The 20716-nt window shown below is 68.8% G+C and carries 21 protein-coding genes and 1 pseudogene; 10 read left to right on the forward strand and 12 right to left on the reverse strand.

Translation table 11 applies throughout. From position 1 onward, the window contains the following. Positions 1–12: 12 nt before the first annotated feature. The gene (locus tag ACT3CF_RS11480; RefSeq protein ID WP_478422876.1) at positions 13–213 is read right to left on the reverse strand and encodes a hypothetical protein; all 201 of its coding nucleotides are present in this window, start codon (positions 211–213) and stop codon (positions 13–15) included. 234 nt (positions 214–447) lie between these two features. On the opposite strand from ACT3CF_RS11480, the gene ACT3CF_RS11485 reads away from it, so the two are divergent. From ACT3CF_RS11485 to ACT3CF_RS11500, 4 genes are all read left to right on the forward strand, one after another. Next, entirely contained in the window at positions 448–852 is a 405-nt protein-coding gene (locus ACT3CF_RS11485) for a YraN family protein (protein ID WP_478422877.1), read from the forward strand. A gap of 132 nt (positions 853–984) precedes the next feature. Continuing rightward, on the forward strand, positions 985–1941 hold the full coding sequence (gene gshB / locus ACT3CF_RS11490; protein ID WP_478422879.1) for a glutathione synthase: 957 nt from the start codon (positions 985–987) through the stop codon (positions 1939–1941). An 8-nt stretch (positions 1942–1949) separates the two neighbouring features. After that, on the forward strand, positions 1950–2084 hold the full coding sequence (locus ACT3CF_RS11495; RefSeq protein WP_478422881.1) for a hypothetical protein: 135 nt from the start codon (positions 1950–1952) through the stop codon (positions 2082–2084). Further along, positions 2081–2671, forward strand: a complete 591-nt coding sequence (locus ACT3CF_RS11500) for a DedA family protein (RefSeq protein WP_478422883.1) — start codon at positions 2081–2083, stop codon at positions 2669–2671. Before ACT3CF_RS11495 ends, ACT3CF_RS11500 begins: the two co-directional genes overlap by 4 nt. A gap of 27 nt (positions 2672–2698) precedes the next feature. On the opposite strand, the pseudogene ACT3CF_RS11505 reads toward ACT3CF_RS11500, so the two are convergent. The 3 genes and pseudogenes from ACT3CF_RS11505 to ACT3CF_RS11515 all read right to left on the reverse strand — a co-directional run bounded on the left by ACT3CF_RS11505 (position 2699) and on the right by ACT3CF_RS11515 (position 4768). Then, a pseudogene (locus ACT3CF_RS11505) lies at positions 2699–3855 on the reverse strand (IS5 family transposase). A gap of 46 nt (positions 3856–3901) precedes the next feature. Next, the gene (locus ACT3CF_RS11510; protein ID WP_478422885.1) at positions 3902–4171 is read right to left on the reverse strand and encodes a hypothetical protein; all 270 of its coding nucleotides are present in this window, start codon (positions 4169–4171) and stop codon (positions 3902–3904) included. Positions 4172–4231: 60 nt separating this feature from the next. Continuing rightward, a complete protein-coding gene (locus ACT3CF_RS11515) occupies positions 4232–4768 on the reverse strand; it encodes an Abi family protein (RefSeq protein WP_478422887.1) in 537 nt (178 codons plus the stop codon). Positions 4769–4996: 228 nt separating this feature from the next. Between ACT3CF_RS11515 and ACT3CF_RS11520 the strand changes: the two genes are divergently transcribed. Beyond that, positions 4997–5434: an acetyltransferase gene (locus ACT3CF_RS11520; protein ID WP_478422889.1), complete on the forward strand. Its 438-nt coding sequence runs from the start codon at positions 4997–4999 to the stop codon at positions 5432–5434. Between the two features lie 16 nt (positions 5435–5450). Here ACT3CF_RS11520 and ACT3CF_RS11525 read toward each other — a convergent pair whose 3' ends face one another. The 3 genes from ACT3CF_RS11525 to ACT3CF_RS11535 form a co-directional block, all read right to left on the reverse strand. Beyond that, the gene (locus ACT3CF_RS11525) at positions 5451–6479 is read right to left on the reverse strand and encodes a tyrosine recombinase XerC (protein ID WP_478423477.1); all 1029 of its coding nucleotides are present in this window, start codon (positions 6477–6479) and stop codon (positions 5451–5453) included. Between the two features lie 235 nt (positions 6480–6714). Continuing rightward, the gene (gene fsa, locus ACT3CF_RS11530) at positions 6715–7368 is read right to left on the reverse strand and encodes a fructose-6-phosphate aldolase (protein ID WP_478422891.1); all 654 of its coding nucleotides are present in this window, start codon (positions 7366–7368) and stop codon (positions 6715–6717) included. After that, positions 7365–7781, reverse strand: coding sequence for a hypothetical protein (locus ACT3CF_RS11535; protein ID WP_478422893.1), 417 nt, complete (start codon positions 7779–7781; stop codon positions 7365–7367). The genes fsa and ACT3CF_RS11535 overlap by 4 nt, the downstream gene beginning before the upstream one ends. A gap of 273 nt (positions 7782–8054) precedes the next feature. Here ACT3CF_RS11535 and ACT3CF_RS11540 point away from each other — a divergent pair, with 273 nt between their 5' ends. After that, positions 8055–10226, forward strand: a complete 2172-nt coding sequence (locus ACT3CF_RS11540; protein ID WP_478422895.1) for a primosomal protein N' — start codon at positions 8055–8057, stop codon at positions 10224–10226. A 69-nt stretch (positions 10227–10295) separates the two neighbouring features. Then, complete coding sequence (locus ACT3CF_RS11545) at positions 10296–11882, forward strand: S1C family serine protease (protein ID WP_478422897.1); 1587 nt, start codon at positions 10296–10298, stop codon at positions 11880–11882. 7 nt (positions 11883–11889) lie between these two features. On the opposite strand, the gene ACT3CF_RS11550 is transcribed toward ACT3CF_RS11545, so the two are convergent. The 3 genes from ACT3CF_RS11550 to pncB all read right to left on the reverse strand — a co-directional run bounded on the left by ACT3CF_RS11550 (position 11890) and on the right by pncB (position 14948). Continuing rightward, on the reverse strand, positions 11890–13011 hold the full coding sequence (locus ACT3CF_RS11550; RefSeq protein WP_478422899.1) for a methylated-DNA--[protein]-cysteine S-methyltransferase: 1122 nt from the start codon (positions 13009–13011) through the stop codon (positions 11890–11892). A gap of 69 nt (positions 13012–13080) precedes the next feature. Further along, the gene (locus ACT3CF_RS11555; RefSeq protein ID WP_478422901.1) at positions 13081–13566 is read right to left on the reverse strand and encodes a PilZ domain-containing protein; all 486 of its coding nucleotides are present in this window, start codon (positions 13564–13566) and stop codon (positions 13081–13083) included. A gap of 77 nt (positions 13567–13643) precedes the next feature. Then, on the reverse strand, positions 13644–14948 hold the full coding sequence (gene pncB, locus ACT3CF_RS11560; RefSeq protein ID WP_478422903.1) for a nicotinate phosphoribosyltransferase: 1305 nt from the start codon (positions 14946–14948) through the stop codon (positions 13644–13646). 312 nt (positions 14949–15260) lie between these two features. On the opposite strand from pncB, the gene ACT3CF_RS11565 reads away from it, so the two are divergent. Continuing rightward, on the forward strand, positions 15261–16655 hold the full coding sequence (locus tag ACT3CF_RS11565; RefSeq protein ID WP_478422905.1) for a DEAD/DEAH box helicase: 1395 nt from the start codon (positions 15261–15263) through the stop codon (positions 16653–16655). Between the two features lie 36 nt (positions 16656–16691). Here the strand turns inward: ACT3CF_RS11565 and ACT3CF_RS11570 are convergent, their stop codons facing one another. Both ACT3CF_RS11570 and ACT3CF_RS11575 read right to left on the reverse strand, forming a co-directional pair. Next, positions 16692–17630, reverse strand: a complete 939-nt coding sequence (locus ACT3CF_RS11570; RefSeq protein WP_478422907.1) for a hypothetical protein — start codon at positions 17628–17630, stop codon at positions 16692–16694. A gap of 40 nt (positions 17631–17670) precedes the next feature. Next, on the reverse strand, positions 17671–18360 hold the full coding sequence (locus ACT3CF_RS11575) for a dienelactone hydrolase family protein (protein WP_478422909.1): 690 nt from the start codon (positions 18358–18360) through the stop codon (positions 17671–17673). 203 nt (positions 18361–18563) lie between these two features. Between ACT3CF_RS11575 and ACT3CF_RS11580 the strand changes: the two genes are divergently transcribed. Together ACT3CF_RS11580 and atpA are read left to right on the forward strand one after the other, a co-directional pair. Next, on the forward strand, positions 18564–19118 hold the full coding sequence (locus tag ACT3CF_RS11580) for a F0F1 ATP synthase subunit delta (protein ID WP_478422911.1): 555 nt from the start codon (positions 18564–18566) through the stop codon (positions 19116–19118). A 10-nt stretch (positions 19119–19128) separates the two neighbouring features. Beyond that, positions 19129–20658, forward strand: a complete 1530-nt coding sequence (gene atpA / locus ACT3CF_RS11585) for a F0F1 ATP synthase subunit alpha (RefSeq protein ID WP_478422913.1) — start codon at positions 19129–19131, stop codon at positions 20656–20658. Positions 20659–20716 lie beyond the last annotated feature (58 nt).

The raw sequence follows: 20716 nt of genomic DNA on the forward strand, positions 1-20716 counted from the left end.
CCGCGCCGGCGCTCAGGCGTATTGCTGGCGATGCGGGGCGAGCGCCGTCGCCAGCAGCGCGGTCTCGTCCGCCCCCGTCAATTCGGCCAGCCGTTTCAGATAGGTCTCGGCCAATTCGGTGCGCCGCCGCTTGGCGACTTCGGTCAGCGCGGTTCGCGCAGCCGTCAGTTCCTGGATTGCGCGACGCCGATAATAATGTTCGTTCGATTCCATTATGTCTGCTCACCCCCCGGCGGGACAGATTCTCACCAATAGGCAACCCTGCGAATCGGCGACTGCGCTTTTAGTCCACGATTGTTAAAGGAACGAGTCGCGACGGACGAAATGGGTGCGTTGCGGGACGAACCGCAAATTCGCCCCCGAATCGCCTCTGTTGCCTCCGAAATCCGCGCCGATCGCCCGCCGGACCGCGGCTTGCGCCCCGCCTTTTTGACACCCCTGGCGCGCATGGCCATGCTCGTCGCCATGCCCCGCCCCCGCGCGCCCCGCCCGCTCGCCGCCCGCCGCCAGGCCGAAGCCGCCGGACGCCGGGGCGAGCGCCTCGCCGCCTGGTGGCTGCGGCTCAAGGGCTGGCACATCGTCGATCGCCGCGTGCGCACGCCCGCGGGCGAGGTCGATCTGGTCGCGCGCCGCGGCAGCCTCGTCGCCTTTGTCGAGGTCAAGACGCGCCGCGACGCCGCCGGGCTCGACCATGCGATCGACGCGCGCCGGCTCGCGCGCGTCGCCGCCGCGGCCGAACTGCTGATGCCGGTCTATGCGCGGCCGGGCGACGATATCCGCGTCGACGTCGTGCTGATCGCGCCGGGCACCGCGCCGCGCCACATCGAGAATGCGTGGCTCGAAAACGGCTGAGCCCTGCGCGCCCGCGCCCGCGCCCCGCCCCGGGCGCGCTCAGGGTGACAAGCGCCCGCCCCGCGCCTACATCGCGGACCAGTTTCACGGGCCCGCGCCGCCGGGCCGGTTCCATCGGGAGGAAGGTTCGGCATGGCGCTCACCGTCGCGGTTCAGATGGATCCGCTCGATTCGATCAACATCGCGGGCGATTCGTCCTTCGCGCTGATGCTGTCGGCGCAGGCGCGCGGGCACCGGCTGTTCCATTACGCGCCCCAGGATCTCAACTATGCCGCGGGGCATGTCTGGGTGCATGCGCATCCGGTGACGGTTCAGCGCGTCGCGGGTGATCATTTCCGCTTCGGCGATCCCGTCCGGCTCGATCTGGGCGATCAGGCCGATGTCGTGCTGATGCGCCAGGATCCGCCCTTCGACCTCGGCTACATCACCGCGACGCACCTGCTCGAACGCATCGCCGACCGCACGCTGGTGGTCAACGATCCGGCGAGCGTCCGCAACGCGCCCGAAAAGCTGTGGGTGCTCGATTTCGCGCAGTTCATGCCGCCCACGCTCATCACGCGCTCGCTCGACGAGGCGCGCGCCTTCCTCGCCGAACATGGCGAGATCGTCGTCAAGCCGCTCCACGGCAACGGCGGCAAGGCGATCTTCAAGGTCGGGCGCGACGGCGCCAACCTGTCGTCGCTGATCGAGGTGTTCAACACCGCCTATCGCGAACCGCACATGATCCAGGCGTTCCTTCCCGAAATCGTGCGCGGCGACAAACGCATCGTGCTCGTCGACGGCGAGGTGGCGGGCGCGATCAACCGCATCCCGGGCGAGGGCGAGATCCGTTCGAACCTCGCGGTCGGCGGGTCGGCCGCCAAGACCGATCTCACCGCGCGCGAACGCGAGATCTGCGCCGTGCTCGGCCCCGAACTGCGCCGGCGCGGGCTCCTTTTCGTCGGCATCGACGTTATCGGCGGCGAATGGCTGACCGAAATCAACGTCACCTCGCCCACGGGGATCGTCGCGATGGACCGTTTCAACGGCACCGATACCGCGGCGCGCATCTGGGAAGCGATCGAAGCCCGCGTCGCCGCGCGCGGCTGACGCGGCGCATGGCGCGCACGGGACGCATGGCGCGCACCGAACGCACGGCGCGCACCGAACGCATGGCGCGCACCGAACGCATGGCGCGCACCGAACGCACGGCGCGCCCCCTGCCCGCCGCGCGGCCGGGAACGGCGGCATGATCAACTGGCTCGACTGGGGCTATTGGGGCGTGTTCGTCCTGATGATGCTCGAAAACGTCATTCCGCCGATCCCGTCCGAAGCGATCATGGGCATGGCGGGCGTCGCCGTGGCCCAGGGGCGGATGGCGTTCGTCCCGCTCGTCCTTGTCGGCACCGCGGGGACGATGGCGGGCAACCTGTTCTGGTGGGAACTCGGCCGGCGGCTCGGCTATCACCGGCTGCGCCCGTTCGTCGAACGCTGGGGCCGCTGGCTGACGCTCGAATGGGAGGATGTCGAACGGCTGCGGCGCCATTTCGATCGCTGGGGCGGCGTCACCGTGTTCGTGTTCCGCTTCCTGCCCTTCGGCCGCACGATCATCTCGGTCCCCGCCGGGCTGATGCACATGCCCGTCGGCCGTTTCCTCCTCTATACCGGCGCGGGCAGCGCGATCTGGAACACGCTGCTCGTCGCCGCCGGACTCGGCCTCGGCAACGTCGTCGACGGCCTCGAACGCTGGGCCACCCCCATCCTCGCCGCAACGCTCGCGATCGCGCTGATCGGCTATCTCTGGCGCGTCCTCACCTGGAAACCCCGCTCGCGGCGCTAGGGGGCGCTAAGGGGGCGCTAGGGCGCTTCATTGCCACAGCGGGCGCTGCGTCCAGTCCGACGGAAACCCCATCGCCGCGAGATCCGCCGCAGGTCGCGGCACGAGCAGTTGCACCAATTCGTCCTTCCACCCGATTCCGGGGTCGATCCGGTCCAGCAGATAACGGACGAGGCAGAGCGTGTTGTAGAGCAGGGCCGGCCCGTTGCCGGGCACGCTGTCCAGCGTCGCCGCCAGATCGGCGGGTTTCTGCGGCAGACGCATGCGGATCAGGAAACCGCGATTCCACAGGCGGGCATGGTGGGCACAACTGTTCCGCACCGTCGCCAGATGCTTGAGAAACGGCACCAGTATCGCCTCGGGCAGGCCCAGCGGCCGCGCGATCCGGTTGCGTAACGCCCGGTCCGAAAGCCCCGAGTACCAGGCCGTAGACTCATAAGCGCGACGCCACAGCCGCATCGAGGCGAGTTGAATCATGGCAAGGAAGTTGGCGGCGAGATTGTCGTATCGAGTGGCGACACGGCGGAAGTGCTTCAGTTTGGAGAAGAAGAGCTCGATCAGATTGCGCTCGCGATAGAGCCGCTTGCTGAAGCAGGGTTTCCACTTCCGATTGGATTTGGCCGGGATATTCGGCGTAGCGCCTTGCCCCTCGATCAGTTCACGGATGCGGTCAGCGTCGTAGGCTTTGTCGGCCAGCACAATGGTGTGCGGGCCGAGATGGTCGAGAAGCGTGTCAGCGACCTGCCCGTCATGCGCCTGCCCAGCCGTCAGGCCGAGCCGGATCGGGAGCCCTTGCGCGTCGACGACCGCGTGGATTTTGGTCGTGAGTCCGCCGCGCGATCGACTGAGACAATGATCTGCATCCCCCTTTTTGCCGTCGCGGCCTGCTGATGGGCGCGAACGGAGGTGCTGTCGATCATCTGTATGTCGCCATCGTGGGCGACGGTGATGGCGTCCATCATCCGATCCCAGACGCCCGCCTTCCGCCAGCGAACGAAGTGGTTGTAGCAGGTGGTGCGCGGACCGTAACGCTCCGGCAGATCACGCCATGGCGCGCCGGACCGCAGCACCCAAAAGATGCCATTCAGCACCCGGCGGTCATCAACGCGCCGAACGCCTCGGGGCTTGTGGGGCAGCAGCGGCTCGATCACGCGCCACTCGAAGTCGGTAAGATCATATCGGCTCATGCCGGCGCTGAATCAGAGTTGTTCAGCAAAAGAAAGTGCCCGGCACTTACGCGTCGTTGATGGCGTACCGGATCAATCGCTCACACGCTGCCTCGCCTACATCATAAGGCGCGTCCAGATCGTCGAGAAAATCGCGCGCGATGAAGCCTTCGAGAAAATAGGCGTAGCTCTTTCCACCTTGGACGATCGGACCTGCTGTGTCCGGCGTCTCGTTTGAAAGAAGCGCTTCCGCGTCACCGCCCCACGGTTCGACCATATAAATGGTCTCGTCATCCGACCAATCGCGTCGACCGCGCAGCAACTCTCGCAGCTTCATGCCACCACCCCCAATCGCATACACCTTATGGCTGCGGCGATGGTTCGAACGCCAGCAGATTTATGAGTTCACGGCCCAGCGTGACAATTGCCCCAACGACATCATCTCCGCCACCATCCAGACCGGCGGCATCGGCGGCGTGTCGCAGCGCTGCCGGTAATGATCGATATAGGTTTCGGGCGAGCTGCCGACTTCACGCACCAGGCGGGCAAGATTTTCGTGAAACAGCCGACGCTCGTTGTACAGCGCGGCGTCGAGATAGGCGTGCGGCCCGCCGTGGTGTGCAAGGTTGTAGGCCCAGTTCCCGCGGACGGCGACCTCGATCCGCTCGATCGCATTCAAAAGATGCAGCCGCAGGCGGCGATCGAATTCATATAGTTCAACGACCGATTCGAAATCGGTCCCTGCCTTGAAACGCGGCCCCGCATTGCCCTTCGCATTCTCGAAGGGGAGCCAATAGGCGCTCAGCCGATAATAACTGACATGGCGTAACCAGTGCTCGGCACGCGCCCGATCTGCGACGATCATGCCTTCGGCCTGCAGATGCGCGATCTGTTGGTCGAACGTCGTTGCAGGTTTCGCGAAAATGCGCGCCATGTCGCAATCTATGCGCAGGTTCGCCAAAAACAAAAGACCCGCCAAGTGTGCATGCCCTGACGGGCAGAGGCCTGGCGGGTTCGATTGACTTTCAGATAGATCGTGCCGCCGTCGATTACAAGCAATGCGGGCGTTGTTCTGTAATCGGCCTCCATGTGCGGGGCGAATGCGGCCGTCATTCGCCCCCCCCCGCTTGTCCTCGCCCGGCGCCGCGATTATCGCCTCGTGATGATCCGGATCCGCAATTCGACGCCCGCCGACGGCGATCGCGTGCTTCAGGTGTGGCGCGATGCCGTCGATGCCACGCATGATTTCCTCGCCCCCGCCGATCGTGTCGCGATCGAGGCGGAGGTGGCGGGTTTTCTGCCCGCCGCGCCGTTGTGGCTCGCGGTCGACGATGCCGATGTCGCGATCGGCTTCATGCTGCTCGACGGCGCGCAGATGGAGGCGCTGTTCATCGACCCCGCGCATCGCGGGCGCGGCGTCGGCCGGGCGCTCGTCGCGCACGCGCTGGCGTTGCACCCGGCGCTCACCACCGACGTCAACGAAGCGAACGAACAGGCGGTCGGCTTCTATCGGCGGCTCGGCTTCGTCGTCACCGGCCGCTCGCCGCGCGACGGCCAAGGGCGCGCCTATCCGCTGCTCCACCTGCGCCGCGACGGTTGAGGCGGGGCGGCTGCGTTCACGCGCGCGGGTGCGCCGCGCGGTACACGTCGAGCAGGTGCGCGGCGTCGACCGCGGTATAGATCTGGGTCGAACTCAGGCTGGCATGGCCCAGCAGCTCCTGCAGCGCGCGCAGGTCGGCGCCGCGGCCGAGCAGGTGCGTGGCAAAGCTGTGGCGCAGCGCGTGCGGCGTCGTGCGGTCGGAAAGGCCCAGCGCGGTGCGCGCCGCCCGCACCGCCTTGCGGATCAGCGCGGGCGACAGCGGCCCGCCGCGCGCGCCGCGGAACAGCGCGGCATCGGGCGCGGTGCCATAGGGGCACAGCCGGACATAGGTTTCGATCGCCGCGCGAACGGGGGCGAGCAGCGGCACGATCCGCGTCTTGTCGCGCTTGCCGGTGACGCGCAGCGTCTCGCCCAGCGGCAGCACCGCGCCGGTCAGCGCCATCGCCTCGCCGATGCGCAGCCCCGCGCCATAGAGCAGCAGCAGCACCGCCCAGTCGCGCGCGGCGATCCACGGTTCGGACGCGGCCTCGGACACGGTCTCGGCCAGCGCGACCGCCTCGTCGGGGGCGATCGGGCGCGGCACGCCCTTCTTGACGCGCGGCCCCTTCATCCGCGGCAGCTCGGTCGCCTCGCCGCCGACGAAGCGCAGAAAGGCGCGCACCGCCGACAGTTCGCGCGCGGCCGAGGCGTTGCTGATCCCGGCATCGCGGCGGTGCGTCAGGAACGCGCGCAGGTCGGCGAGCGGCAGCGCGACCAGCGCCGCGCGCGTCACCGGCTCGCCCCAATGGCGCTGAAGGAATGCGACCAGCCGCTCGGCGGTGGCGCCATAGGCGCGCACCGTGTGTTGCGAACGCCGCCGGTCGTGGCGCAGATGGCGGACGAACTGGAGCGGCAGCGCGGCCTCGGTCGCGGGGGACTCAGAGGGGGCGGGCTCGGAGGGGGCGGGCTCGGTCGCGGCGAACTCAGGATGCGTGGGCCCGGTCGGGGCCGGCTCGATCTCCCCCGGCTTGACCCGGGGCGCGGCTGGCGCGGGCGCGGCGCGCATGGGCGCGATCGGGGTCGCCTCGCTCCGGGCCGGGGTCCGGGGGGGCTCGGGGGGCGCGGGCTCGGTCATGCCGCGCTTGTACCGCCTTTGCCGCGGCTTGGCACCGTCCACGGCGTCGGCGGCGGTACGCGACGGTGTGCGGCACGCCGTCCGGGAGGACCGCCGGGTCGGTGCCGGGCACGGGGACGGCGGGCGATGCGGCGCCCGCCTGCCCCCGTGCCCCGGCGGGGTCGGGTCAGGCGATCGTCTGGCCGGTCTTGGCCCAGTCGGCCAGGAAGCCCTCGATGCCCTTGTCGGTCAGCGGGTGCTTGACGAGCTGCTTGATGACGGCGGGCGGCGCGGTCATCACGTCGGCGCCGATGCGCGCGGCCTCATAGACATGGACCGGGTGGCGCACGCTCGCGACCAGGATCTCGGTGTCGAAGGCGTAATTGTCATAGATCTGGCGGATGTCGGCGATCAGCTGCATCCCGTCGAAGCCGATATCGTCGTGGCGGCCGACGAACGGCGAGATGAAGGTCGCGCCGGCCTTGGCGGCGAGCAGCGCCTGGTTCGCCGAAAAGCACAGCGTGACGTTGACCATCGTGCCGTCGCCGGTCAGCGCCTTGCACGCCTTCAGCCCCTCGATCGTCAGCGGCACCTTGACCGCGATGTTGTCGGCGATCTTGCGGACGATTTCGGCTTCCTTCATCATCGTCTCGAAATCGAGCGCGACGACCTCGGCCGAAACCGGGCCTTCGACGATCTCGGCGATTTCGGCGACGACTTCCAGGAAGTTGCGGCCCGCCTTGTGGATCAGCGAGGGGTTGGTGGTGACGCCGTCGAGAAGGCCGGCGTCGGCCAGCTCGCGAATCGCGGCGGTATCGGCAGTGTCAGCGAAGAACTTCATCGGTTTTCCCTAGGACTGTCAGGACCATAGTGCACGAGCATCAGCCGTGCCCGATCCGCCCGCAGGCGGCTCACCGACACCCGATAGGCCCCCGGGGCCAGCTTGTAACGCACGATCTTGCGGATCGTCGAACAGGCCGGGCCGCGCGCCTCGCCCGCCATCTTCAGCGCCCGCCCGCGCTCGGGGGCGACGTCGATCCAGCCGGGCTGGTCGATCGCGATGCCGAACAGCCCCGGCCGGCGGATGGTGACGCGCGTCGCCAGCGCCGCGCCGCGGCGGGGGATCAGCACCGACCGCCCGGTGTCGAGCGTCGTGCCGGTGCGCGTCCACCCCTTCAGCCGCGGCGGCAGCCTTGTGTCGAGCGCGGTGCATTGCGGCGCGGCGAGTGCCAGCGCGATCGTCATCGTCAACATCGCCAAATCCTCCCCCGGTCGGCCCGATGACAAGCTTATGCAGCGCGACGACGGGCGCCAAGTCAACGCGCGCCCCTGAACGGCATGATTTCGTCCCGCAACGGCGCGATTTCTGCACGCGTCTTGCGCCCAACGACGCGAATTGCGTGCGGATTGCGCGATCGGTACGGTCATTGGGGCGGCGCCGGGCGGTTTTTCGGGCCGGCGCCGCGGCGGTTCGCGGGCGCCACCCGCCACCTTCCCATGCGCGCCGCAAAGGGCGATATGGGGCGCATGCCCGGCAACCGCGCGCGCGTCCTCGTCCTCAATTCCGCCCTCGGACCGCTCGATTACCGCGTGCCGCAGGGAATGCACGTCGAACCCGGTTCGATCGTCATCGCCCCGCTCGGCCCGCGCCAGCTCGCGGGCGTGGTGTGGGAGCCCGACCGGCTCGAAACCGAGCCCGTCGGCGACAATCGCCTGCGCAACCTGATCGCCGTCGTCGATGCCCCGCCGCTTCCCGCCGCGGTGCGCCGCCTCGTCGAATGGACCGCCGACTATTATCTCAGCCCGCCCGCGGCGGTGCTGCGGATGGCATTGTCCTCGTCCGCCGCGTTCGAGGCCGCGCCGACGATCACCGAATATCGCGCGACGGGGCATGTCCCGCCGCGGATGACCGCGCAACGCGAACAGGCGCTCGAGCGGATCGGCGACCGTCAGGGGCTCGTGCGCGAGCTCGCGACGATCGCCGAGGTGTCCGAGGCGGTGATCCGCGGGCTCGTCAAGGCGGGCGCGATCGAGGCGGTGACCGTCGATACCGACAGCCCCTTTCCCCCGCCCGACCCCGGCTTTGCGCCGCCTGCGCTCAATCCCGAACAGGCAGCGGTCGCCGCGCGACTGCGCGAGGCGGTGGAAGCGGCTGACTTTCAACCCTTTCTTCTCGACGGCGTCACCGGGTCGGGCAAGACCGAGGTGTATTTCGAAGCCGTCGCCGCGGCGATCGAGGCCGGGCGGCAGACGCTGGTGCTGCTCCCCGAAATCGCGCTGACCGAGCCGTTCCTCACCCGCTTCACGCGTCGCTTCGGCTGCGAGCCGGTGCCGTGGCATTCGGGGCTGCGCACCTCGCAACGCCGCCGCGCATGGCGCGCGATCGCCCGCGGTGAGGCGCTGGTGACGGTCGGCGCGCGCTCGGCGCTGTTCCTGCCCTATCCGAATCTCGGGCTGATCGTCGTCGACGAGGCGCATGAGACGAGCTTCAAGCAGGAGGACGGCGTTCATTACCACGCGCGCGACGTCGCGGTGATGCGCGCCAAGTTTCAGCAATGCCCGGTGGTGCTGGCGTCGGCAACGCCAGCTATTGAAACGCGTTATCAGGTTTCACTGGGCCGCTACAGCGAACTCAAGCTTCCCGGCCGCTACGGCGCCGCCGAACTGCCTGAAATCGAACCGATCGACCTCATCAAGGAGCCGCCCGAACGCGGTCGCTGGCTCGCACCGCGACTCGTTCTCGCGATCGACGCGGCGCTCGAGCGGGGCGAACAATCGCTATTGTTTCTCAATAGGCGCGGCTATGCTCCACTGACGCTGTGCCGCCATTGCGGCCACCGCTTCCAATGTCCCAACTGCACCGCATGGATGGTCGAACATCGGCTGATCCGGCGGCTGACCTGCCATCATTGCGGCTACACGCTGCCGACGCCCGACGCCTGCCCCGAATGTGAGGAGAAGGACAGCCTCGTCGCCTGCGGCCCCGGTGTCGAGCGCATCGCCGACGAGGCGGCGCAGCTCTGGCCCCAGGCGCGCATCGCAATCGTCACCTCCGACACGCTCTGGTCGCCCGCCAAGGCCGCCGAGTTCGTCCAGCGGATGGAGCATGGCGCGATCGACATCGTCGTCGGCACCCAGCTCGTCACCAAGGGCTATCACTTCCCCAACCTTACCGTGGTGGGCGTGGTCGATGCCGATCTGGGCCTCGACGGCGGCGACCTCCGCGCGGCCGAGCGGACGTTCCAGCAGATCATGCAGGTCGCCGGGCGCGCCGGCCGCGGCGAAAAGCCGGGCCATGTCTTCATCCAGACGCACGCGCCCGACGCACCGGTGATGCAGGCGCTCGTCAGCGGCAATGCCGATGCCTTCTACGCCGCCGAAACCGAGGCGCGCCGCGATGCCGAGGCACCGCCCTTCGGCCGCTATGCCGCGATCATCGTCTCGTCGGAGCAGAAGCAGGCAGCGCAGGACGTGGCGACGATGATCGGCCGCGCCGCGCCGCAGGGGGAGGAAATGCACGTCTACGGCCCCGCGCCCGCGCCGCTGGCGATGCTGCGCGGACGCCACCGCTTCCGCCTGCTCGTCCATTCGCGCCGGGGCTTCGACATGCAGGCGGCGATCCGCGACTGGCTGGGCACGCTCGAATGGGGCAGCAAGGTTCGCGTCTCGGTCGATGTCGACCCATACAGCTTCCTTTAGCGCGGGGCCGCGGCGCACACTGCTTCGCGCTTGAACGCGGGCCGCTTTTGCCTGAAAGCAGCCGCGCAAATGGAGGCGCAGGTGGTGATGGTGCGGCAGTTGCTGATCGTGGTTGCGCTGATGTTCGCCTGGGCGGTTCCGGCGCGCGCCGACGATATTTCGGCCGCCGCCCGCGGCGTGGTGCGCGTGGTGACGATCGCCGTCGTCGACGACGAGGTCGTCGGCTTCGGCCATGGCAGCGGCTTTGCGGTCGCACCGAACCGCATCGTCACCAATGCACACGTCGTCGACCTCGCCGATCGCTATCCGGGCAACGTCGTGATCGGCGTCGTCCCGTCCGAGGGCGATCGTTCGGTCCAGGGCCGGCTGGTCGCGATCGACCGGCAGCGCGATCTGGCGCTGATCGAGTTCAACGGCGTCCGGCTGCCGCCGCTTGCGCTGTTTTCGGGGATGCCGGGCGACGGCGACACGCTGATCGCGCTCGGCTATCCCGGCAATGTCGATCTGGCGACGGCGCGTTCGGCCGCCGATTTCATCACGCCGCAGTCGCCGGTGCGCTCGCAGGGCGGTTTTGCCGGCACGCGCGCGCTGGAAGGCGTCAGCGTGCTGCTCCACACCGCCAGCATCGCGCGCGGCAATTCGGGCGGCCCGCTGCTCGACCGCTGCGGGCGCGTGCTGGGCGTCAATTCGGCGATCACGCGCGGCGACGAGGGCGATTCGTCGTTCGCCTTCGCGATCGCCAACGGCGAGCTGGCCGCGTTCCTGAAGGCGGCGCGCCAGCCGTTCCACAGCGTCGACGTGCCCTGCACGACGATCGAGGAACAGCTTGCCGCCGAACGCAGCGCCGACGAACAGGCGCGGCTGCAGGCCGACGAAGCCGCCCGCGCTGCCGCCGCACGGGCCGACGCCCAGCGGCAGGAGGCGATCGCCCAGGCGCGTGCCCGCAACGAAGCGAGCCGCGAGAACTACATGGCGGTCGCCGCGCTGATGCTCGTGCTCGGCGGGGTCGCTGCCGGTGCGGCGGTGCTGCTCTATACGCGCGACCGGCAGCGCGAGGGCATGTGGGCCGCCGCGGGCGCGCTGATGCTGATCCTTGCCGCCGGCATCGTGTTCGTGAAGCGCCCGGTGTTCGACGAAACCAAGATCGAGCCGCTGCCCACCACCGCGAAATCGGGTGGATCGAACCTGCCCGCCGCAACGGGGACCGGACCGATGCTGTGTACGCTGGTCCCCGAACGCAGCCGCGTGACCGTCAGCCAGACCGACCCGGTGCGGCTCGACATCGGCAAGGACGGCTGCATCAACGGCCGCACCCAATATGCCGAGGCGGGCGCACGGTGGCAGCGCATCCTGGTGCCCGACCAGGAACAGACGGTGTCGGTGCTCGATTACGATCCGTCGACGCGCACCTATACCAACACGCGCTTCCTGCTCGGCGCCGCGCAGATGAAGGAGGCGCGTGCGGTGCGCAGCGCAGTGCCGATCAAGAGCTGCTCGTCGGACCAGGCAGCGCGCGCTGCGCTTGCCAGCCAGCAGCAGACGCTGCGCGCGACGCTGCCCCAGATCTACAACGAAAAGCTCGTCTATCGCTGCCAGTCGGCCAGCGCGACCGAAGCGACGGGAAGCATCGACGCCGCGTCTGCAGGCGGACGCTGAGCCCCGCTCAGCCGTCGTCGTCGGCCGTTTCGGGCGCGCCCGATCCGCGATCGAGCCCTTCGCGGCGGCGTAGCGTTACCTTGCGGTCGATGCCCCAGGCATAGCCCGCCATGCTGCCGTCACCGCGCTGCGCACGGTGACACGGAATGACGATGCCCACCGGGTTGGCGCCGCATGCCGTCCCCACCGCCCGCACCGCGCGCGGGCGGCCGATCGCCGCCGCCAGTTCCGAATAGCTGCGCGATTCGCCCTCCGGAATCGCGCGCAGCGCCGCCCACACCGCCTCCTGAAAGGCCGTACCGCGCACATCGAGCGGCAGGTCGCGGTCGCGCGTGGCGCCGGGCCGCTCGACCTGCGCCACGACCGCCTCGGCGAGCGTGCGCAGCGCGTCGTCGCCCGGCTCGATCGTCGCTCCGGGAAAGCGCCCGCGCAACGCCGCCTCGTCCTCATCGAACGACACGCGACACAGCCCGCGCGCCGTTGCCGCGACGAGCAGCGGCCCCAGGCTGGTCGGCACGCGCACCCAACGAATCGTCTCGCCTGCGCCGCCCTGCCGCCAGGCGCGGGGCGCCATCCCCAGCCGCTCGCCCGCCATGGCGTAGAAGCGGCTGGGCGCCGCATAGCCGGCGGCATAGATGGCGTCGGTGACGCGGGACTCGTCGGCCAGCGCCGCAGCGGCCCGGCGGGCGCGGACGCCGCGGGCATAGACGGCGGGACTTACCCCCGTCGCGCGCTTGAACAGCCGCTGGAAATGATGCGGGGCATAGCCGACTGCGGCGGCGAGATCGGCAAGTGCCGGCGGTGTTTCGGCAGCCTCGATCGCCGCGATCGCCTCCGCAACGGCGACCCGGTCGCGCGCCTCGGCATCGGGGCGACAACGCAGGCACGGGCGAAACCCCGCAGCGACGGCGGCATCGCCATCGCGGAACAGCCGAACGCGCGATCGCGCCGGGCGCCGCGCCGGGCAACTCGGGCGACAATAGATTCCCGTGCTCGCTACCGCGACGACGAAGCGGCCGTCGGCATTGCGGTCACGCGCGAGAAAGGCAGCCCAGGCGACGTCAGCCTCGGCGCCCTCCAGTTCGGGGGCGGGATCGGCGTTCGGACGGGCGGTGGCGCGGTGCGACATGCGGGCACCATAGCGGGAGCGGCGATGGCGGACATCCCGCGGCTTGCGTTCAAAAGCGCAGAGCGAACGTCAGTAACGGCGGTGCGAGGCCCACCAGTCGCGCAAACGCTGCCAGAGCCCTTGAACGGGCGACGCGGCGGGGGATGGCCGGAGGTCGCCTTCGCCTTCATCGGCAGCAGGGCCTGGCTCCTCGCCGCCGAACCGGCGACGCAATTCGGCCTCCAGATCGGCGACGACAGCGTCGCGCCCCTTGAATGCCCGCGCCATTTGCGACTGCGGCAGCGGCACGAGGAACTCGCAGCCATGGCGCTCGCCGTCGCGCCACACGACGCGCGCCTCGCGAAGGCCGGCGCCGGACAGGCCGACCGCGACGAGCGTACTTGCCGGAAATTCGACGTCGGAGAGGAACAGGAAGCCCGTCCGCGAATAGTTTTCGACGCGCACGTCGACAGGGCGACCGTCGAGACCCCGGACGGTGGAGGCGGTGTCGACGGTGAAGCGCACCGCGCCGCGCTCGTCCACTTCGCCCAGGACCTCGAGCCTTGCGATCAGCACGCCTCGACCTTCCCTGCCCATTTCCAAGCGGTTATGCCGAAAAGGGTTAACAAATCCCTACTTTCGCCCCTTTCGTTTCACACCGAAACGGTGCCGTTGCGGCGATCGGCATCGCCGAAAACGCGCAGATACCGGGCGATTTCCGCTGGTTCGCCGGTTGATTTGGCCCGATTGTCGGACAGCTTTACCGCCGGCCGGCCGTTCGCGGCGACGACCTTGGCGACGAGCGAGATCGGTTCGAGCGCCGCATCGCCTTCGGGGTCGCAGCCGCGGAAATCATTGGTGAGGTTGGTGCCCCAGCCGAAACTCATCCGCACCCGGCCGTGAAAGTGGCGGTAGGTCGCCTCGATCGAATCGATATCCATGCCGTCGGAGAAGATCAGCAGCTTGCTGCGCGGGTCGCGACCGCGCGCCTGCCACCAGTCGATGATCTGCTCGCCCCCCTCGATCGGCGGCGCGCTGTCGGGGCGAAAGCCGGTCCAGTCGGCGACCCAGTCGGGCGCGTCGCGCAGAAAGGCGGTGGTGCCGAAGGCGTCGGGGAGCGCGATCAGCAGATTGCCGTCATAATGGCGCTGCCAGTCGTCGAGCACGCGATAAGGCGCCTGGCGCAGCGCCGCATCGTCGGGCGCAAGCGCGGCGAGCACCATCGGCAGTTCGTGCGCGTTGGTGCCGATCGCCTCGAGATCGCCCTCCATCGCCAGCAGCACGTTCGAGGTGCCGATGAAGCGCTTCCCCAGCCCCTCCTTCAACGCCTCGACGCACCAGCGCTGCCACAGGAACCCGTGCCGCCGCCGCGTGCCGAAGTCGGAAATCACCAGATCGGGCAGCTCGCGCAGCCGCTCGACCTTGTCCCACAGCTTGGCCTTGGCGCGCGCATAGAGCACGTCGAGCGCGAACCGGCCGCGATTGCGCAGCGCCGAGCGCGCGCGCAGTTCGTTGACGATCGCGAGCGCCGGGATCTCCCACATCGTCGTATGCGTCCACGGCCCGTCGAAATGCAGCTCGAACTGGCCGTCGACGACGCGCAGATCATATTCGGGCAGCTGGAAATCGGCGAGCCATTCGATGAAGTCGGGCGCAAACATCCGCGACTTGCCATAAAAGCTGTTGCCGGCCAGCCAGATCAGCTCCTTCTTGGCGAACCGCAGCGACCGCGCATGATCGAGCTGCGCCCGCAGCTCGCGTTCGTCGATCACGTCGGCGAGCCGGACCCCGGCCGAACGGTTGATGAGCGCAAAGGTCGCCCGCACCTCCGGATAGAGGTGGCGGATCATCTGGAGCATCAGCAGCTTGTAGAAATCGGTGTCGAGCAGGCTGCGCACGATCGGATCGAGCCGCCAGTTATGGTTGTAGGTGCGGGTAGCGATGTCGGTCACGGCCATGCGGGCATCGGGCTCCTGTGCGGGACGGTGCGGGCGGCGGGATGCCCCGTCCGCAACCGGGTTCACGCGCCGCCGCCTAACAGCCGCGCGCCGCGGACCCCAGCCCCAAAACGCCGCCCGATTGACTTTGCGCCCCCCGGCGCGCATATTGCATCGCAGCGAGGCATCGTGCAGCGTGATCGGGCGGTTTCCGCCCCGGCTCTGCCTCGGTTGATTTCCACGGCTTCCCTAGTCACGCGGGTCGTCAATTTCTGACCCCGCCTCCGCACCCCGATTCCGGGGTTCGCTGGCCGTTATTCTGTAAGGGCTTTCATGCAATTTTCCGAACTCGGTCTCTCTGAGACCGTTCTCGCCGCGCTTGCCGCCAAGGGCTATAGCGAGGCGACGCCGATCCAGGCGCAGTCGATTCCGGCGCTGCTGGAAGGGCGCGACCTGCTGGGCATCGCCCAGACCGGCACCGGCAAGACCGCCGCGTTCATGCTGCCGTCGATCGAACGGCTGGTGAAGTCGGGCCGCCGCGCCCAGCCGCGCGGTTGCCGCATGCTGGTGCTCGCCCCGACGCGCGAGCTCGCCGCGCAGATCGCCGACAATGCCAAGCATTACGCCAGCGGCACCGGCCTGCGGATCGCCACGGTGTTCGGCGGCACCTCGGTCCACAAGAACAAGACCGACCTGGCGCGCGGCGTCGACATCCTCGTTGCCACGCCGGGCCGCCTCGTCGACCTGATCGACCAGTGCTATGCGATCCTGCTGGGCATCGAGATCCTGGTGCTCGACGAGGCCGACCAGATGCTCGACCTGGGCTTCATCCATGCGCTGCGCCGCATCGTGAAGGAGCTGCCGAGCAAGCGCCAGTCGCTGTTCTTCTCGGCGACGATGCCCAAGTCGATCCGCGAGCTGGCCAGCCAGTTCATCCACAATCCGGTGGAAGTGAAGGTGACCCCGGTCGCCACCACGGCGGAGCGCGTCGAGCAGTTCGTCACCTTCGTCAACCAGGCCGAAAAGCAGGCGCTGCTGACGATGAAGCTGCGTTCGCTGGAAATCGACCGCGCGCTGGTCTTTACCCGCACCAAGCACGGTGCCGACCGCGTCGTGCGACTGCTGGCGGGCAACGGCATCGCGTCGAACGCGATCCACGGCAACAAGAGCCAGCCGCAGCGCGAACGGGCGCTCGGCGAGTTCCGTTCGGGCAAGGTCAAAATCCTGGTGGCGACCGACATCGCCGCGCGCGGCATCGACGTGTCGGGCGTGAGCCATGTGTTCAATTTCGAACTGCCGAACGTGCCCGAGCAATATGTCCACCGTATCGGCCGCACCGCGCGCGCCGGCAATGACGGCATGGCGCTGAGCTTCTGTGCGGACGACGAGCGGCCCTATCTGCGCGACATCGAAAAGCTGACGCGCCAGAAGCTGACCGTCGAGCCGCTGCCCGAAGGGTTCATGGCGGAGGCCGAAAAGGTCAAGAACAGCCGCGTTGCGGTGCCGATGAGCCGCGGCGAGCAGGCCGGCCGCCAGGGCCGCGACATGCAGCGCCAGCAGGGGCGTCGCGGCGACGGCAAGCCCGCGGCCGAGCGCCGCGGCCCGGCCGCGCCGCAGGGCGAAAAGCCGCGCGGCCCCGCGCGCCCCAAGCGCAAGTGGCAGGCCCGCCCGACCCAGGGCGGCGGCCGTCGCAGCGGCGGCAACAGCGGCGGCGCCGCCCGCGGCTGATCGCCGAATGCGGGAGCGGTGCCGGCCGGGTTGCGATCAGCGACGCCGGCGCCGCGCCCGTTCGCGGGCATCCGCGGCGCCGGCGATCAACTGGTCGGCCCGCGCCGCCGCATCGCCGGCCTCGCCCGCCCCGGCCGCCTGCGCGGCGCGGTAGAAGCGCGCCGCCTCGGCATAGCTGCCGCCATGTTCGGCACAGACGCCGAGATCGAACAGCACCGACGGATGATCCGGCAGGTCGCGCGCCATCGCCGCCCAGCCGGCGCAGGCCCCGGCGGGATCGCTCTTGGTCTGGCGGACCAGCAGCTTGAAGCCGTCGGCCTGTTCACGCGACATCCCGCGCGTGCTTTCGCGCACGCGAATCCGATAATGATCGATCCGCGGCACGACGTCGTCGCGCACCGCCTGGGCAATGCGCCCCAACGCCTCACGCACCACCGTTTCGGTCCCCTCGGCGGGGCTGTCGCCCTCGCACCAGGTATCGGTGCGGCTCTCGGGCTTGCGCGCCGAATAGAGAATGCGACCGTCGGCCATGCGGACGATCCGCACGTCCGCCTCGACCGAAACGAGTCGGCGGGTACAGCCGACCTCGACCTCGGCCTCTTCGCTGCACTTGCCCTTGTCGTCGCGCGCGACGCAACGACGGCGCTTCTCGCGTACCCGGCTGGTATCGACGCCGGTGGCGACCGTGCCGGAAACGGCGCCCTCGACGCGGGCGCCCGGTGCGCGCAGGTCGAAGAACTCGGCGCCGTCGGCGCGCGGTTCGACGAGCGCGCGCTCGATCGCAATCGCGAGTGCCGGGCCGTCCTCGCCTGCAAAGCGCTCGACCGCCAGCGACGCCAGAAAGCTCACCTCACGCGCCCGCGCCGGAAACTCGCCCGTCGCCTCGAGCACCTCAGCCCCGGCAAACCCTCCACCAAACGCCGCCAGGACGAGCGCCGCGCAGCCCCTTGCCCCGATCCAGTATCGCCGCATCATCCCGCCCCCTCCATTGCCACAGCGCCCGGCAACCGCGCGTTCAACGGCCGCCGGCGCCTGCCGCGGCAAACAGCGCCAGCGTGCGATCGAGCGCCAGCGCCGCTGCCGGCGGATCATAATCGGCGCGCTGGTCGCAGTTGAAGCCGTGCCCGGCGTCGTAAAGGTACACCTGCGTTCCGGGGTGGGACGCAGCGATCACGCGTTCGACCCCGGCGAGCGGGATTCCCGGATCATGGCGCCCGAAATGGAGCGCCACCGGGCAGCGCGGCACCTCGTCCGCCGCATCCGGCACCAGCGCACCGTAATAGCCTGCGACCGCCGCAACACCGTGCAGCCGCGTCGCAGCGAACCAGGCGAGCGACCCACCATAGCAATAGCCGACGACGAAAACCGGGCCGTCGGGCCCCAGCGCATCGATGCAGGACTGGGTGTCGGACAGTGACAACGCTATCGGATGCAATTCGCGCGCCAGCCGACGTCCCGCCGCGATGCCGTCGGCATCATAGCCGACCTCGAATCCGGGGGCCTCGCGATCGAAAAGCGCGGGCGCGAGCACTTCGAAACCCAGCGTGGCAAAGCGGTCGCAAAGGCTGCGAATGTGCGAGTTGACCCCGAAAATCTCCTGGAGAAGAACGATGCCGCCGCGGCGAGCGCCCTGCGCAACCGCATGATAAACGCGAATTTTGGCGCCGTCGGCCATGATGTGCCGTTCGAACTGGCCGGTCATCATCGGCGATTCTCCCTGCCCCGATTCGCACCGCACGCCGCGGTGCGCGGGGGCGCATCGGCTAGCATTCACGCGCGCGCAAGTCAGCGGGTTGCATCGCTGCGGCCCCGATGCTAGCAGCCGCCCAACCCATGGGGCAGCGTCTTCGGCGCCGGCCCTTATTTGTGCATGGGGCCATTCCGAACCTCCAAGGGGAACCCGATCGCGTGGAGACATCCGGCGGTATCCAGGCCAGCTTAAGCGGACGTTACGCAACCGCGCTGTTCGAGCTCGCGCGTGACGCCAAGAACCTGGCAGAAGTCGAGGCGAGCCTTGCCCGCGTGCAGGCTGCGCTCGACGAATCGAGCGACTTCAAGACGCTCACCACCAGCCCGCTGATCAGCCGCGCCGAAGCCGGCAAGGCCGTGGCCGCCACGGCGGCCGCGCTGGGCCTCGACGGCACCACGACGAAGTTCCTGGGCGTGCTGGCCGAGAATCGCCGACTGGCGGTGCTGCCCGCGATCATCCGCGACTTCCGTGCGCTTGCCGCCGACTTCCGCGGCGAGACGACGGCGCAGGTGGTTTCGGCCCATCCGCTCGATGCCGATCAGGTCGAGGCGCTGAAGGCGCAGCTGCGCACCCGCGTCGGCCGCGACGTCATCGTCGACCTTTCGGTCGACCCCTCGCTGCTCGGCGGCCTGGTCGTGAAGATCGGCAGCCAGATGATCGATTCGTCGATCAAGACCCGTTTGAACTCCCTCGCGCACGCGATGAAAGGCTGAAGGCTAAACCATGGATATCCGCGCCGCAGAAATCTCCAAGGTCATCAAGGACCAGATCGCCAGCTTCGGCACCGATGCCGAAGTGAGCGAGACCGGCACCGTGCTCTCGGTCGGTGACGGCATCGCGCGCATCCACGGGCTGGACAAGGTCCAGGCCGGCGAGATGGTCGAATTCGCCAACGGCGTGCAGGGCATGGCGCTCAACCTCGAAGCCGACAATGTCGGCGTCGTGATCTTCGGCTCGGACGCCGAGATCCGCGAGGGCGCGACCGTGAAGCGTACCGGCACGATCGTCGACGTTCCCGTCGGCCGCGGGCTGCTGGGCCGCGTCGTCGACGCGCTGGGCAACCCGATCGACGGCAAGGGCCCGATCGAATACACCGAACGCCGCCGCGTCGAAGTGAAGGCGCCGGGCATCATCCCGCGCAAGTCGGTGCACGAGCCGATGCAGACCGGCCTCAAGGCGCTCGACGCGCTGGTGCCCGTGGGCCGCGGCCAGCGCGAGCTGATCATCGGCGACCGCCAGACCGGCAAGACCGCCGTCGCGATCGACACCTTCATCAACCAGAAGGGCATCAACCAGGGTTCGGACGAATCCAAGAAGCTCTACTGCATCTACGTCGCCGTCGGCCAGAAGCGCTCGACCGTCGCGCAGATCGTCCGCCAGCTCGAAGAGAATGGCGCGATGGAGTATTCGATCGTCGTCGCCGCGACCGCGTCGGAGCCCGCTCCGCTGCAGTTCCTCGCGCCCTATACCGGCTGCGCGATGGGCGAGTTCTTCCGCGACAACGGCATGCACGCCGTGATCGTGTATGACGATCTTTCGAAGCAGGCCGTCGCCTATCGTCAGATGTCGCTGCTGCTGCGCCGTCCGCCGGGCCGCGAAGCCTATCCGGGCGACGTGTTCTATCTCCACAGCCGCCTGCTCGAGCGCGCGGCGAAGATGAACGACGCCAACGGCGCCGGCTCGCTGACCGCGCTGCCGATCATCGAGACGCAGGCGGGCGACGTTTCGGCGTACATCCCGACCAACGTGATCTCGATCACCGACGGCCAGATCTTCCTGGAAACCGACCTGTTCTTCGCGGGCATCCGTCCGGCGATCAACGTCGGCCTTTCGGTCAGCCGCGTCGGTTCGGCCGCCCAGACCAAGGCGATGAAGAAGGTTGCCGGCTCGATCAAGCTCGAGCTCGCCCAGTATCGCGAGATGGCGGCGTTCGCGCAGTTCGGTTCGGACCTCGATGCGTCGACCCAGAAGCTGCTCAACCGCGGTGCGCGCCTGACCGAGCTGCTCAAGCAGCCGCAGTTCAACCCGATGCCGTTCGAAGAGCAGGTCGTTTCGATCTTTGCCGGTACCCAGGGTTTCCTGGACACGATCCCGGTGCAGGACGTGGTGCGCTATGAAGCGGCGATGCTCGCCGAAATGCGTACGGCGCACGCCGATGTGCTGAAGACGATCCGCGAGACCAAGGATCTGTCGGACGAGACCAAGGCGAAGATCAAGGACGCGCTGACCGCGTTCGCCAAGACCTTTGCCTGAACCCATGATCCTCTCCCCGCGCCCGCGGGGAGAGGGTTGAGGTGAGCGGCAGCGGGTA

The organism is Sphingomonas chlorellae (genome assembly GCF_056485145.1).

Coding starts and splice junctions, on each gene's coding strand:
- ACT3CF_RS11545 (WP_478422897.1), top strand. CDS start 10,296: ATGGAGGCGCAGGTGGTGATGGTGCGGCAGTTGCTGATCGTGGTTGCG.
- ACT3CF_RS11540 (WP_478422895.1), top strand. CDS start 8,055: ATGCCCGGCAACCGCGCGCGCGTCCTCGTCCTCAATTCCGCCCTCGGA.
- ACT3CF_RS11485 (WP_478422877.1), top strand. CDS start 448: ATGGCCATGCTCGTCGCCATGCCCCGCCCCCGCGCGCCCCGCCCGCTC.
- ACT3CF_RS11480 (WP_478422876.1), bottom strand. CDS start 213: ATGGAATCGAACGAACATTATTATCGGCGTCGCGCAATCCAGGAACTG.
- ACT3CF_RS11495 (WP_478422881.1), top strand. CDS start 1,950: ATGGCGCGCACGGGACGCATGGCGCGCACCGAACGCACGGCGCGCACC.
- fsa (WP_478422891.1), bottom strand. CDS start 7,368: ATGAAGTTCTTCGCTGACACTGCCGATACCGCCGCGATTCGCGAGCTG.
- gshB (WP_478422879.1), top strand. CDS start 985: ATGGCGCTCACCGTCGCGGTTCAGATGGATCCGCTCGATTCGATCAAC.
- ACT3CF_RS11525 (WP_478423477.1), bottom strand. CDS start 6,479: ATGCGCGCCGCGCCCGCGCCAGCCGCGCCCCGGGTCAAGCCGGGGGAG.
- ACT3CF_RS11575 (WP_478422909.1), bottom strand. CDS start 18,360: ATGATGACCGGCCAGTTCGAACGGCACATCATGGCCGACGGCGCCAAA.
- ACT3CF_RS11570 (WP_478422907.1), bottom strand. CDS start 17,630: ATGATGCGGCGATACTGGATCGGGGCAAGGGGCTGCGCGGCGCTCGTC.
- ACT3CF_RS11565 (WP_478422905.1), top strand. CDS start 15,261: ATGCAATTTTCCGAACTCGGTCTCTCTGAGACCGTTCTCGCCGCGCTT.
- ACT3CF_RS11500 (WP_478422883.1), top strand. CDS start 2,081: ATGATCAACTGGCTCGACTGGGGCTATTGGGGCGTGTTCGTCCTGATG.
- ACT3CF_RS11510 (WP_478422885.1), bottom strand. CDS start 4,171: ATGAAGCTGCGAGAGTTGCTGCGCGGTCGACGCGATTGGTCGGATGAC.
- atpA (WP_478422913.1), top strand. CDS start 19,129: ATGGATATCCGCGCCGCAGAAATCTCCAAGGTCATCAAGGACCAGATC.
- ACT3CF_RS11550 (WP_478422899.1), bottom strand. CDS start 13,011: ATGTCGCACCGCGCCACCGCCCGTCCGAACGCCGATCCCGCCCCCGAA.
- ACT3CF_RS11535 (WP_478422893.1), bottom strand. CDS start 7,781: ATGTTGACGATGACGATCGCGCTGGCACTCGCCGCGCCGCAATGCACC.
- pncB (WP_478422903.1), bottom strand. CDS start 14,948: ATGGCCGTGACCGACATCGCTACCCGCACCTACAACCATAACTGGCGG.
- ACT3CF_RS11515 (WP_478422887.1), bottom strand. CDS start 4,768: ATGGCGCGCATTTTCGCGAAACCTGCAACGACGTTCGACCAACAGATC.
- ACT3CF_RS11520 (WP_478422889.1), top strand. CDS start 4,997: ATGATCCGGATCCGCAATTCGACGCCCGCCGACGGCGATCGCGTGCTT.